Origin of the sequence: Streptomyces sp. cmx-4-9 (assembly GCF_046548835.1) — a bacterium.
In the GTDB taxonomy this organism is placed as follows: Bacteria; Actinomycetota; Actinomycetes; order Streptomycetales; family Streptomycetaceae; genus Streptomyces.
Map to the genome: position 1 here is coordinate 1 of NZ_JAEBEE010000019.1, position 14,663 is coordinate 14,663.

The 14,663-nt window shown below is 72.0% G+C and carries 4 protein-coding genes; all 4 read left to right on the forward strand.

Annotated elements, in window-relative coordinates:
- Positions 1 to 23: 23 nt before the first annotated feature.
- Complete coding sequence (locus ACLJTM_RS34415) at positions 24 to 4,937, forward strand: amino acid adenylation domain-containing protein (protein ID WP_411107764.1); 4,914 nt, start codon at positions 24 to 26, stop codon at positions 4,935 to 4,937.
- Positions 4,934 to 11,980 carry an amino acid adenylation domain-containing protein gene (locus tag ACLJTM_RS34420; protein ID WP_411107760.1) on the forward strand — a complete coding sequence of 2,349 codons (7,047 nt, stop codon included), beginning with the start codon at positions 4,934 to 4,936 and terminating at the stop codon, positions 11,978 to 11,980. The genes ACLJTM_RS34415 and ACLJTM_RS34420 overlap by 4 nt, the downstream gene beginning before the upstream one ends.
- Before the next feature lie 55 nt (positions 11,981 to 12,035).
- Positions 12,036 to 12,251, forward strand: coding sequence for an MbtH family protein (locus tag ACLJTM_RS34425; RefSeq protein ID WP_411107761.1), 216 nt, complete (start codon positions 12,036 to 12,038; stop codon positions 12,249 to 12,251).
- A gap of 98 nt (positions 12,252 to 12,349) precedes the next feature.
- The coding region (locus ACLJTM_RS34430; protein WP_411107762.1) for an AMP-binding protein at positions 12,350 to 14,663 on the forward strand (2,314 nt) is incomplete at its 3' end.

Here is a 14,663-nt window from a genome sequence, read left to right on the forward strand (position 1 = left end):
CGCAGGAGGAGATTCTGTGCGGGCTGTTCGGTGAGGTGCTGGGTGTGGAGCGGGTGGGGGTGGATGACCATTTCTTCGAGTTGGGTGGTCATTCGCTGCTGGCGACGCGGTTGGTGTCGCGGGTGCGTTCCGCGCTGGGTGTCGAGCTGGAGATCCGCGAACTCTTCGAGGCGCCGACTCCTGCCCGCCTGGCCGCCGTCGTGTCCGGAGCGGGCGCCGCACGCATCGCGCTGACCCCCCGGGCCCGCCCCGATGCCGTACCCCTCTCGTACGCCCAGCGCCGCCAGTGGTTCCTGAACCGCTTCGAGGAGGGGACGGCGGCCTACAACGTCCCGTTCGCCGTGCGTCTGACGGGGGCGGTGGACCGGGCGGCGCTGCAGGCTGCGCTGACGGACCTGGTCGAGCGCCACGAAATCCTCAGGACCCTCTACCCCGAACAGGACGGCACGCCCTGCCAGACCCTCCTCGACCGCACGGACGTGCGGATCGAGACACGTCAGACCACGGAGTCGGAGCTGGCCGGCGCCCTCGCCGCAGAGGCGGCCCTCGGCTTCGACCTCCGTACGCAGACCCCGCTGCGGGCCCGGCTGTTCGAGCTCGAAGCCGACGTGTGCGTCCTGCTGCTGACGATCCACCACATCGCGGCGGACGGGTGGTCGCTGGCTCCACTGCTGCGTGATCTGTCGGTGGCGTACGGGGCGCGGGTGCGGGGCGGAGTGCCGCGGTGGTCGCCGCTGCCGGTGCAGTATGCCGACTTCGCGCTGTGGCAGCGGGAGGTGCTGGGCAGTGAGGAGGATCCGGCCAGTGCGGTCTCGCGGCAGCTCGCCTTCTGGGAGGAGGCGTTGGCGGGGCTTGCGCAGGAGTTGTCGCTGCCGGTGGACCGGCCGCGGCCGGTGGCGTTGAGCGGTGCGGGCGGTGCGGTGGGGTTCCGGTTGGAGCCGGGGCTGCACCGGGGGCTGGTGGCGTTGGCGCGGGAGTGCCGGTCGAGTCTGTTCATGGTGGTGCAGGCCGGCCTGGCGGCGTTGCTGTCGCGGTTGGGTGCGGGTGAGGACATCGCGTTGGGGACGCCGGTTGCGGGGCGTACCGATGAGGCGTTGGACGATCTGGTGGGGTTCTTCGTGAACACGCTGGTGCTGCGGACGGACGTGTCGGGTGATCCGACGTTCCGTGAGCTGGTGGCGCGGGTGCGGGAAACGGACCTGGCGGCGTACGCGCACCAGGACGTGCCCTTCGAGCGGTTGGTGGAGGTGCTCAACCCGGAACGCTCCCTCGCCCGCCACCCCCTCTTCCAGGTCATGCTCATCCTCCAGAACAACGCCGAACCGCAGGCCGACCTGCCCGGGGTGGCCTCCACGGAGGAGCCGGTCGCCCTCGCGACCAGCAAGTTCGACCTCTCCTTCGAGCTGGCCGAGCGCTTCGGCGACGAAGGCGCCCCCGAGGGCATCGAGGGCTACCTCCGCTACAGCTCCGACCTGTTCGACCGCGAGACGGCCGAGAACCTGCTGACGCGGTTCGTCCGCGTCCTCGACTCCGCCGTCCTCGACCCCGGGCAGGCCGTCGGCCGCATCGACGTACTCGACGAGGCCGAGCGCCACCGCGTCCTGGTGGAGTGGAACGACACGGCCCGCGAGGTTCCGCACCTGCTGGTGCCCGAGCTGTTCGAGGCGCAGGCGAGGCGTACACCCGAAAGCACCGCGCTGGTGCACGGGCAGGACTCCCTCACGTACGCCGAGCTGGATGCCCGGGCCAACCGGCTCGCCCACCACCTCATCGCCCTGGGCGCGGGCCCCGAGCAGCTGGTGGCCATCGCCCTGCCCCGTTCCCCGGAACAGGTCGTCGCGGCCATCGCCGTGCTCAAGAGCGGCGCCGCGTACCTGCCCGTCGACCCGGAGTACCCCGCCGAGCGCATCAGCTTCATGACCGACGACGCCGCGCCGGCCCTCGTGCTCACCGATGGCGCCACCGCTCCCGCCCTGCGGTCCGCCACGGCGCCGCTCCTGGTCCTGGACCAGGAGGACACCGCCGCCGCCATCGCGGCACGCTCCGCCCGTGCCCCTGTGGACGGCGACCGGCGCGCGCCGCTGCGCCCGTCCCATCCGGCGTACGTGATCTACACCTCCGGCTCCACCGGAGCGCCCAAGGGAGTCGTGGTCGAGCACCGCTCCGTCGCCGACTACCTGACCTGGACCGGAGCCTCGTACCCGAGCGCGCGCGGCGCCGCGATCCTGCACTCCACGCTCTCCTTCGACCTCACGGTCACCGCGCTGTACACGCCGCTGGTGGTCGGCGGGACCGTCCACCTGACCGCCCTGGAGGAGGGCGACGAAACGGCGGTGCCGGAGGGGCTGCGGGACGCGCCGTGCACCTTCCTCAAGGCGACCCCCAGCCACCTGCCGCTGCTGGGCTCCCTGCCCGATGCCTTCTCCCCGACCGGTGAACTGCTGATGGGCGGCGAAGCGCTGTTCGGCGACATGCTCGCCGAGTGGCGGGCCCGGCACCCGCAGGCGGCTGTCCTCAACGTGTACGGACCGACCGAAGCCACGGTCAACTGCGCGGAGTTCAGGATCGAGCCGGGCGCGCAGGTGCCGTCCGGGCCGGTACCGATCGGCCGTCCGCAGGCCAACGCGCGGCTCTACGTCCTCGACGCCGGGCTCGGCCCGACCGCCCCCGGCGTCGCGGGCGAGCTGTACATCGCCGGCGCCGGCATCGCCCGCGGCTACCTCAACCGGCGCTCGCTGACGGCCGAACGCTTCGTCGCCGATCCGTACGGGCCGTCCGGCGCGCGCATGTACCGCACGGGCGACCTGGCCCGCCGGCGGGCGGACGGCAACCTCGAATACCTCGGACGGGTGGACGACCAGGTCAAGGTCCGCGGCCACCGCATCGAACTCGGGGAGATCGAGTCCGCGCTCCTCCAGCAGGAGTCCGTCACCCAGGCCGCCGCAGTGGTCCGCGAGGACACACCCGGCGACCGGAAGATCATCGGCTATGTGGTGGCCGCGGACGGCGGCAGGCCCGGCCCGGCCGCACTGCGCAAGAGCCTCGGCGAGCACCTGCCCGCGTACATGGTCCCGGCGGCCGTGGTCGTCCTGGACGCCCTGCCGCTCACCGTGCACGGCAAGCTGGACCGCGCGGCACTTCCCGCGCCCGAGTACGGGGCCGAGAGCGCGGCGCGCGCGGCGCGCACACCGGCGGAAGAGATCCTGTGCGGGCTGTTCCAGGAGCTGCTGGGCGTGCCCGAGGTCGGTGTGGACGACAGCTTCTTCGACCTGGGCGGCGACAGCATCGTCTCCATCCAGCTCGTCAGCCGCGCCCGCAAGGCAGGCCTTGCCGTCACCCCGCGCGCCGTCTTCCAGCACAAGACCGTCGAGGCGCTGGCCGCCGCGGCAGGCGGGGTCAAGGCCCCCAAGGTGCAAGGGGCGGACACCGGGACCGGCAGGATGCCGCTGCTGCCGGTCATGCACCGGCTGCGGGAGCGGGGCGGTCCGATCGGCCGCTACAGCCAGTCCAAGGTCCTGCGGGTCCCTGCGGGGCTGGGTCTGGAGCGGCTGGCGGATGCCCTGCAGGCGGTGTTCGACCACCACGACGCGCTGCGCATGACGCTGAAGCGCGCGGTCAACGGCGGCGAATGGGAGCTGGAGATCCGCGGGCGCGGGTCGGTGCGCGCCGCCGACTGCGTGGAGCGGGTGGACGTGAGCGGCCTCGAAGGCGAGGCCCTGCGCACGGTCCGCAAGGAGCGCTCCGACGCGGCCTGGGACCGCATCTCCCCCGAGCAGGGCGCCATGTTCCAGGCGGTCTGGTACGACGCCGGCCCGGACCGTTCGGGCGAACTCCTCCTCGTGCAGCACCACCTCGTGGTGGACGGGGTGTCCTGGCGCATCCTGGAGACGGACCTCGCCGCCGCCTGGCAGGCACTGGCCGACGGCAAGCAGCCCGTCCTGGAACCGGTGGGCACCTCCTTCCGGCGCTGGGCCGAGCACCTTCAGGAGGCCGCGTACACCGCAGAGCGGACCCGGCAGCTCGACCTGTGGAACGACCTGCTCGACGTGCCGGACGAGCTGCTGACCGACCGGCCGCTGGACCCGACGCAGGATGTCATGGCCACCCTGCGCCTGGTCACGCAGAAGCTCTCGGCGGAGTGCACCACCGCCCTGCTCACCACGGTCCCCGCCGCCTTCAACGCGGGAGTCAACGACGTCCTGCTGACCGCCCTGGCGCTGGCGGTCGCCGACTGGCGCCGCAGCCGGGGCGGCGGTGAGGACAATGCGGTCCTGGTGGACCTCGAAGGGCACGGCCGCGAGGAGTTCGTCGACGGCGTCGACCTGTCCCGCACCATCGGCTGGTTCACCGACGTGCACCCGGTCCGGCTGGACCCGGGGGAGGTGGACTGGGCGCAGGTCCGGGCCGGCGGTCCGGCCGTCGGGGCCGCCCTGAGCACCGTCAAGGCGCAGCTCGCGGCGCTGCCGGACAACGGCATGGGCTTCGGCCTGCTGCGCCACGTCAACGCGGACACCAGCACCGTCCTGGCCGAGCACCTGCCCCGGCAGGTCGGCTTCAACTACCTCGGCCGCTTCGCTCCCGCCGATCTCTCGGCCGCGGGCGACTGGTCCCCGGCGGCCGACCAGATCCCCGGCCTGCTGGACGAGGACGCACCCATTGCGCACGCCCTGTCGGTCAACGCCCTCACCGAGGACCACCGGTCGGGTCCGCGCCTCACGGCCGTGTGGTCGTGGCCCAGCGCGCTCTTCACCGAGAGCGAGGTGCGGGAGATCAGCGAGGGCTGGGCACGGGCGCTGGATGCGCTGGTGGTCCACGTGGCGCAGGGGGGCGCAGGCGCCACCGTGCCGTCGGACCTCTCCCTGGTCAGCCTCACCCAGGCGCAGATAGACGAGCTGGAAGACGAGCTGGACGAGGACGACGAGGAGTTTTCACGGTGAAGCAGTCCCGGATCGAAGACGTCCTGCCCCTGGGCCCGCTCCAGGAGGGCCTGCTCTTCCACGCGCAGTACGACACGCAGGGCCTGGACCTCTACACCGTGCAGAGCGTCTTCCACCTGGGCGCCGACTTCGACGCCGGCGCCATGCAGCTGGCGGCCCGGGCCCTGCAGCAGCGGCACGCCGTGCTGCGGGCCGGGTTCCGCGTGCAGGGGGAGCGCCCCGTGCAGGTGATCCGGCGCGAGGTGCCGCTGCGCTGGCAGGAGGAGGACCTCGGCGCTCTGCCCGCCGACGAGCGCGACGCCGCACTGGAACGGGTCCTCCACGAGGACCGGGCCCGCAGGTTCGACATGGCCCGCCCGCCGCTGATGCGGTTCACCCACGTCAAGCTCGGCGAGGACCGGCACCGGCTGGTGATGACCCGCCACCACATCCTGACGGACGGCTGGTCCTCCCCGATCCTGATCGGCGAGCTGTTCGCGCTGTACGCCGCCCGCGGCGACGCTTCGCAGCTGCCCCCGGTCACTCCGTACCGCGAATACCTGCTGTGGCTGTCCAAGCAGGACCGGCCGGCCGCCGAGCAGGCGTGGCGCACCGTACTGGAGGGGGTCGGCGCACCGACCCTGCTCGTGCCCGATGCCCCGGCCCAGGTGAAGGCGGAACCCGAGAACGTCGTCGGATCGCTGTCCGAGGAACTCACTTCCTCCCTGTCCCGCCTGGCCCGCAGCCGGGACTGGACGATGAACACCCTGGTCCAGGCGGCCTGGGGGCTGCTCCTCGGCGCCCTGACCGGCCGCAGCGACGTCACCTTCGGCACCACGGTCTCGGGCCGTCCCCCCGAGATCGCCGGTGTCGAGACGATGGTCGGCCTGTTCATCAACACCCTGCCGGTCCGGGTGCGCCTGGACCCGGAGCAGTCGCTGGGCGCCCTCGTCTCCCGGCTCCAGGAACAGCAGATCGCGGTGATGGACCACCAGTTCCTGAGCCTCACCGACATCCAGGGCGCCATCGGCCTCGGCAACCTCTTCGACACCGCCACCGTCTTCGAGAACCAGTTCGTGGACACCGAGGCCCTGGAGTCCTCCACCACCGGAGCGCAGGTCTCGGGAGGCTCGGGCCGGGACGCCACCCACTACCCGCTGGCGCTCGCCGCCGGGCCGGGCCGCGAACTCATGCTCAGGCTCGCCTACCGGCCCGACCTCATCGACCGGGCCACCGCCGAGAACTGCCTGGCCCGACTCGTCCGGATCTTCGAGGCCGTCGCCGCCGACCCGGAACGGCCCGCGGGCCGGCTCGACCTGCTGGAACCGGCCGTCCGGCGCCAGGTCCTGACGGAGTGGAACGACACGGCGCGCGAGGTCCCCCGGGGCACGTTGGCGCAGTTGTTCGAAGCGCAGGCCGCCCGGACCCCGGAAGCCGTCGCGGTGGTCCAGGGCGAGGAACGGCTCTCGTACGCGGAACTCAACGCCCGGGCCAACCGGTTGGCCCGCCACCTGATCGGGCAGGGGGTCGGCCCCGAGCAGCGGGTGGCCCTGTCACTGCCGCGCTCACCGGACTGGATCACTGCCGTGCTCGGCGTGTGGAAGGCGGGGGCCGCCTACGTCCCGGTCGACCGGCAGTACCCGGCCGACCGGGTGGCGTACATGCTGGAGGACGCCGCACCCGCCCTGACGCTCTCCGCACCCGTGCCGGAAGCGGACCTCGCCGCCTTCACCGCCGGCAACGTCACCGACGCGGAGCGCACCGCCCCGCTGGACGCCGGCCACCCCGCCTACGTGATCTACACCTCCGGATCCACGGGGCGCCCCAAGGGGGTGGTGATGCCGCACGCCGGCGCGGCAGGCATGGCCGCGGCGCACATCGACACGCTGGGTGTCGGTCCGCGCAGCCGCGTGTTCCAGGCGGTGTCCACGAACTTCGACCCGTCCGTGGGCGACGTCCTGATGGCGCTGCTCTCCGGCGCCGCCCTGGTGCTGCCCGTCGGCCAGCTGGTCGGCGAGGACCTGGCCGCGGCGCTGGAGGAGCAGGCCGCCACGCACGTCATGCTGTCCGCCTCGGTGCTGGCCACGCTGCCCGCGGCCCGCCTGCCGCTGCTGGAGACCGTCGTCACGGGGGGCGAGGTCTGCCCGCCCGAGGTGATCGCACGCTGGTCTGCCGGGCGCCGCCTGGTCAACGCGTACGGTCCGACGGAAGCGGCCGTGGTGTCGACGTTCAGCGCGCCGCTCACGGCCGACGGCGGAGTCCCGCCGATCGGCGGACCGGCGGCCAACACCCGCGCCTACGTACTGGACCCTGCGCTGCGCCCGGTGGCCCCCGGTGTCCCGGGCGACCTGTACCTGGCCGGCGGCCAACTGGCGCGGGGGTACCTGCACCGGGCCGCCCTGACGGCCGAGCGGTTCGTCGCTGACCCGTACGGACCCCCCGGGGAGCGCATGTACGCCACCGGCGACACCGCCCGCTGGCGGGCCGAGGGCGTCCTGGAGTTCATCGGGCGTTCGGACGAGCAGGTCAAGATCCGCGGGTTCCGCATCGAGCCGGGCGAGGTCCAGGCGGTCCTCGCAGCCCTGCCCGGTGTCGCCCAGGCCGCCGTGACGGTCCAGGGGGACCGTGCGGGGGACAAGCGGCTGGTGGGCTACGCGGTACCCGTCGAGGGGCGGCGGCTCAGCGAGGCGGAGCTGCGCCGCGGGGCGGCGCGGCACCTGCCGGACCACATGGTCCCGGGAGCCTTCGTCCTCCTCGACGCGCTCCCGCTCACCCCCAACGGCAAACTGGACAAGAAGGCGCTGCCCGCCCCCGACCTGACGTCCCTGACCGCCGGACGCGCCCCGATGACGCCGCAGGAGGACATCCTGTGCGGCCTGTTCGCCGAGGTGCTGAAACTGCCCCGGGTCGGCGCGGAGGGCAACTTCTTCGAGCTCGGGGGCCACTCGCTGCTCGCGACCCGGCTGGTGTCGCGCATCCGTTCCACACTGGGGGCCGAGCTGGAGGTCCGGGAGCTCTTCGAGCACCCCACCCCCGCCGCGCTCGCCGGCCGGCTCGACACCGCGGCCGCCGCCCGCAAGGCCCTGGTCCCGCAACCGCACCCCGAGACGGTGCCGCTGTCCTTCGCCCAACGCCGGCAGTGGATCATCAACCGCTTCGAGGAGCACGCTGCCAGCTACAACATCCCCTTCGTGGTGCGGCTGGCCGGCGATGTCGACCGGGGCGCGCTGCGTGCCGCACTGACCGATGTCACCCACCGGCACGAGACCCTGCGGACGGTGTTCCCCGAAGCGGACGGCAAGCCCGTGCGGACGCTCGTCGACCTGTCGGCCGACGGCGCCGAGCTGACCGTGGTGGAGACCGAGGAGGCGAGCCTGCCGGCCGCTCTGACGGCCGAAGTCAGCCGCGGCTTCGACCTGCTGACCGACTTGCCCTTCCGGGCCACCCTGTTCGAACCGGTCGGGTCCGCCGAGGTCGTCCTGTGCCTGGTGCTCCACCATGTGGCGGCGGACGGCTGGTCGATGGCGCCCCTGGCGCGCGACCTGTCCGTGGCCTACGCGGCGCGGTTGCGCGGAGAGGCGCCGCAGTGGCCCCCGCTGCCGGTGCAGTATGCCGACTTCGCGCTGTGGCAACAGGACGTCCTGGGCAGCGAGGACGATCCCGAGAGTGCGATCTCCCGGCAGCTCGCCTACTGGAAGGAGACACTGACCGGCCTGCCGGAGGAGTTGCAGCTGCCGGTGGACCGCAGCCGCCCGGCCATGTCGGGCTTCCGCGGCGACACCCTGGAGATCGGGCTGGACGCCGCCCTCCACCGTGAACTCAAGCTGCTCGCCCGCGGTGCGCAGGCCAGCGTCTTCATGGTGGTGCAGGCTGCCATCGCCCTGCTGCTGTCGCGGTCGGGTGCGGGTGAGGACATCGCGTTGGGGACGCCGGTTGCGGGGCGTACCGATGAGGCGTTGGACGACCTGGTGGGGTTCTTCGTGAACACGCTGGTGCTGCGGACGGATGTGTCGGGCGATCCGACGTTCCGTGAGCTGGTGGCGCGGGTGCGGGAAACGGACCTGGCGGCGTACGCGCACCAGGACGTGCCCTTCGAGCGGTTGGTGGAGGTGCTCAACCCGGAGCGCTCCCTGGCCCGCCACCCCCTCTTCCAGGTCATGCTCAGCATGCAGGACAACGCCGAGCCCGAGGTCGACCTGCCCGGCCTGGACGTGGCCGCGCAAGCGGTCGACACGGGCTCCAGCAAATTCGACCTCTACTTCGAACTCGCAGAGCAGTTCTCCGCCGACGGCTCCGCCGAGGGCATCGCGGGGGCCATCCGCTACAGCACCGAACTCTTCGACCGGGCATCGGTGGCACGACTCGGCGCCCGTCTGCGCCGACTGCTCGCCGCGGTGGCCGCCGCCCCGGACGCACCGTGCAGCACCGTCGACCTGCTGGACGCCGCCGAGCGCAGCCAGGTCGTGGAGGAATGGAACGACACCGCCGTCCCCGTCACGACGGGCAGCCTCCCCGAACTCTTCGAGGCCCAGGTCCGCCGGACGCCCGAGCGCACCGCCGTGCTGGCCGGGAGCACCGAGGAGACGTACGCGCAGCTCAACGCCCGCGCCAACCGCCTCGCCCGGCTGCTCATCGAAGAGGGCGTGGGCCCCGAGCAGTACGTGGCCGTGGCGCTGCCCCGCACCGCGGACCTGCTCGTCGCCGTTCTCGCCGTGCTGAAGGCCGGCGCCGCCTACCTGCCGGTGGACCCCGGATACCCGGCGGACCGCATCCGCTTCATGCTCGCGGACGCGGCGCCCGCCGCCGTCCTCACCACCACCCGCGGGGTGCACCCGGACCTCACCCCGGCGGTCCCCCGCATCCTCCTCGACGACGAGGCGGTCATGGCCCGGGTGGCAGCCCTGGCCGACACCGACCCGGGCCCGACGGACCGCCACGCACCCCTCTCCGCCGACTGCCCCGCGTACGCCATCTACACCTCGGGTTCGACGGGCACTCCCAAGGGCGTCGTCACCACGCACCGCGACGTGGCGCACCTGGCCCTCGACTCCCGATGGCGGGGCGGCAGCCACGACCGGGTGCTGCTGCACTCCCCGCACGCCTTCGACGCCTCGACCTACGAGATGTGGGTTCCGCTGCTCAACGGAGGCCAGTCGGTGCTGCTGCCCCCGGGGGAGTTCGATGCCGACGTGCTGCGTGCGGCCCTGGAAGGGGGGAAGGTGACCGCGCTGTGGCTCACCGCGGGCCTCTTCTCCCTGATGGCCAAGGAGGCCCCCGAGAGCTTCGCCCACGTGCGGGAGGTGTGGGCGGGCGGCGACGTCGTCTCGCCGGCCGCGGTGCGCGGCCTGCTGGCGGCGCACCCCGGCCTCACCGTGGTCAACGGGTACGGGCCGACGGAGACGACGACCTTCGCCACCGGCCACCGGATGTCCCGGCCGCCCGAGCCGGGCCGGGCCCTCCCCATCGGGCGGCCCCTGGACAACACCCGCGTCTACGTCCTCGACGACGCCCTGCGCCCGGCCCCGGTCGGGGTGGCGGGAGAGCTGTACATCGGGGGAGCCGGACTGGCCCGCGGCTACCTCGGCCGGCCCGCCCTCACCGGCGAGCGCTTCGTGGCCGACCCCTTCGGCGCGGCGGGCGCGCGGATGTACCGGACCGGGGACCGGGCCCGCTGGAACTCCCACGGGGAGGTGGAGTTCCTGGGCCGCGCCGACGACCAGGTCAAGCTGCGCGGTTTCCGCATCGAGCCGGGCGAGATCGAGGCCGCGCTGGTCCGGCACGCGGCCGTGCACCAGGCCGTGGTGGTCGTCCGTGAGGACACCCCCGGGGACCAGCGGCTGATCGCCTACGCGACCCTGCGGCCCGAAGGCACCGCCGGATCCGCCGAACTGCGCAGCCACCTCACCGGGGCACTGCCCGAGTACATGGTGCCGTCCGCCGTCGTCGTGCTGGCGCAGCTGCCGCTGACGGCGAACGGGAAGGTCGACCGCAGGGCCCTGCCGCTGCCGGCGTTCGGGGAGGACTCGAACCGGCGCGGTGCGAGCACGCCCCGCGAGGAGACGCTGTGCAAACTGTTCGCGGAGGTCCTGGGCCTGCCCCGGGTCTGGATGGACGACAACTTCTTCGACCTCGGCGGACACTCCCTGCTCGCCACCGAACTGGCCGCCCGCATCCGGGTCGCGTTCGGAGTGGACCTGACGATCCGGAGCCTCTTCGAAGCCCCCACCGTGGCCCGCCTGGCCGAACGCATGGTCCAGGGGAGCGACGGGGACCCGCTGGAGGTCATGCTGCCGCTGCGCTCCCGGGGCGACCTGCCGCCGCTGTTCTGCATCCACTCGGGCATGGGCGCCAGTTGGGACTACTACGGGCTGCTCCGCCACATCGAGCCCGACCGCCCCGTCTACGGCCTCCAGGCCCGCGGGCTCACCCGGCGGGAGAACCTGCCGCAGACGCTGGAGGAGATGGCCGAGGACTACCTGGAGCAGATCAAACTGATCCAGCCCGAAGGCCCGTACCACCTGCTGGGCTGGTCCTTCGGCGGGGTGGCCGCACACGCGATGGCGACCATCCTCCAGGCACGGGGCGAGGAGGTCGCCCTGCTGGCCATGCTCGACTCGTACCCCGCGGAGAACGACTACGAGGGCGACCTGCGGCGCGGCCTCGGCACGGAGCACCAGTGGCTGCTCGGCCTGCTCGAAGGCGCGGGCATCACCGGGTACGAGGGGCCGGTGGACGCGGCCACCGTCGCCGTGCTGCTGCGCGAGTCGGGCATGGCGCTCGGCGCCCTCGACAAGGACCAGCTGGAGAGCATGTACGTCGCCTACAGCAACATCAACACGATCTTCCGGGAGTACGTCCCCGGGGTGTACCAGGGCTCCGTCCTGTACTTCTTCGCCGCCGTCGACCGCGGCGAGATGCCCCCCGACGTCGCCTCCTGGGAGCCGTACGTGGCGCAGCCGCTGGACATCGTCCGGATGGACTGCAACCACGGCCAGATGACCCAGCCCGGGCCCATCGGCGAGGTCGGCCGGGTCCTGACCGCGCGTCTGCGGTCCCTGCACTGAACCTCACGCGCTCCGACCCGGAACGCGTGCGCATCCACACCGAAAGGCACCCGACATGAGCAACCCGTTCGAGAACCCGGACACCTCCTACTTCGTGCTCGTCAACGACGAGGGCCAGCACTCCCTGTGGCCCGCCTTCGTCGCGATCCCGGACGGCTGGACCGCCGTGCACGGTGAGGACAACCGGCAGGCCTGCCTGGACTACGTGAACGAGAACTGGACCGACATGCGGCCCAAGAGCCTCGCCGCGGCGATGGACGCCGCCGTCTGAACCCGGGCCCGCAAGGGGGCCGGTGAACCCCTCACCGGCCCCCGGCCCGCGCCGCCCGCTCCCTCTGCACCGCCGGATCCGACCGAGGATGAAACGCCATGTCTGACCGACAGGAAGCCTGGTTCCCGCTGACCGCCGCCCAGCGGGGCATGTGGTTCGCCCAGCGGCTGGACCCGGACAACCCCATCTACAACGGCGGACAGTACGTGGAGATCCACGGCCGGCTGGACGCCGAGCGGTTCGAGGAAGCGGTACGCCGTACCGTCTCCGAGACCGAGGCGGCACGGATCCGGCTCTGCGAGGATGCGGACGGCCCCCGCCAGAGCGTCGGACCCGACGACGACTGGCACTTCACCCGGCTCGACCTCACGTCCGAACCCGACCCGGACGGCGCCGCCCAGGCCTGGATGCGCGAGGAACTGTCCCGCCCCGTGGACCTCCTGGCAGACCCGCTGTTCGCCCACGCACTCCTGCGCACCGGGCCGGACCGGTCCCTCTGGTACCACCGCTGCCACCACATCGCGCTCGACGGATTCAGCAGCGCCCTGGTGGGCCGCCGGGTCGCGGAGCTGTACACCGCCCTCGTCTCCGGCGAGCCCTGCGGGGACCGCCCCTTCGGGTCCTTGCGGGACCTGGTGGACGCCGACGCCGGCTACCGGGTGTCGGACGAGTACGTCCAGGACAAGGCGCACTGGACCGAGAGCTTCGGCGACAGGCCGGTACCCGTGAGCCTGTCCGGCAGCCGCCCCGTCACCCCGCACGGGCTGCTGCGCCGGACCGGCCACCTCGACGGGCCGGCCACGCAGGCCCTGCGCACGGCAGCCCGTGACGCTGGGGTGCCGTGGGTGGTGGCGGTGACGGCCGCCTTCGGCGCCTACCACCAGGCGCTGACCCGGGGCACGGAGACCGTCCTCGGCCTGCCCGTGACCACCCGGCTCGGACGGACGGCCCTCAGGACCCCCGGCATGGTCTCCAACGTGCTCCCGCTGCGGCTCACGGTCCGGCCCGACATGACGCTGCCCGAGCTGCTGGCCCACACCTCCCACGAGATGCGCGCCACGATGCGGCACCAGCGGTACCGCTACGAGGACATCCGCAGGGACCTCGGACTCCTCCAGGACGACCAGCGCCTGGTGGGCCCGCAGGTCAACATCATGACCTTCGGCGCCCGACTGGCCTTCGGCGACTGCACGTCCACGGTGCACAGCCTGAACCTGGGGCCGGCGGACGACCTGTCCGTGGTCGTCTACCCGCAGTCCGACGGCGAGGGCCTCCAGATCGACTTCGAGGGCAACCCCGGTCTCTACGGCGAAGAGGAACTCGCCGACCACCAGGAGCGCTTCCTGCGCTTCCTCACGCGTCTCACGAACATCGGCACCGATGTGCCGGTGGGCGGGGTGGATTTGCTGGGTGGGGTGGAGCGGGAGCGGTTGTTGGTGGATTGGAATGGGGGTGGGTCTGTAAGGGGTGGGGGTGTGGGTGGTGGGTTGGTGACGTTGTCGGGGTTGTTTGAGGAGCAGGTGGGGCGGGCTCCTGATCGTGTCGCGGTGGTGTGTGGGGGTGTTTCGGTTTCGTATGGGGAGTTGAATGCGCGGGCGAATCGGCTTGCGCGGGTGTTGGTGTCGCGTGGGGTGGGGCCTGAGTGTTTTGTGGGGTTGGTGTTGCCGCGGTCGGTTGATTTGGTGGTGGCGGTGCTGGCGGTGTTGAAGGCGGGGGGTGCGTATGTGCCGGTGGATCCGGATTATCCGGCGGATCGGGTGGCGTATGTGCTGGGGGATGCGGGTCCGTCGTTGGTGTTGGTGACGGAGGGGTGTGCGGGGAGTTTGCCGGAGGGTTTGGGGGTTCCGGTGTTGGTGGTGGATGCGGTGGATGTGGTGGGGGAGGTGGCCGGCGGGTCGGGTGCGGATCTGGTGGCGGGGGAGCTTTTGGGTGGGGTGTGGTCGCAGAGTCCGGCGTATGTGATTTATACGTCGGGTTCGACGGGGCGTCCCAAGGGTGTGGTGGTGCCGCATGGGAATGTGGTGCGTTTGTTCGGGTCGACGGATCGGTGGTTCGGTTTCGGCGCGGATGATGTGTGGACGTTGTTCCATTCTTTTGCTTTTGATTTTTCGGTGTGGGAGTTGTGGGGGCCGTTGCTGGTCGGGGGGCGGTTGGTGGTGGTGCCGTTCTCGGTGAGCCGGTCTCCGGTGGAGTTTTTGGGTTTGCTGGTTGAGGAGGGTGTGACGGTGTTGAATCAGACGCCGTCGGCTTTCTATCAGTTGATGCAGGCGGATCGGGAGAATCCGGGGTTGGGTTCCGGTCTGGTGTTGCGGTGTGTGGTGTTCGGTGGTGAGGCGTTGGATGTGTGGCGTCTGGGGGAGTGGTTTGAGCGGCATGGGGTCGGGGGGCCGGTGCTGGTGAACATGTATGGGA

What these genes read in the sequence shown, in the direction of transcription:
- ACLJTM_RS34425 (WP_411107761.1), top strand. Translation starts at nt 12,036, where the DNA reads ATGAGCAACCCGTTCGAGAACCCGGACACCTCCTACTTCGTGCTCGTC.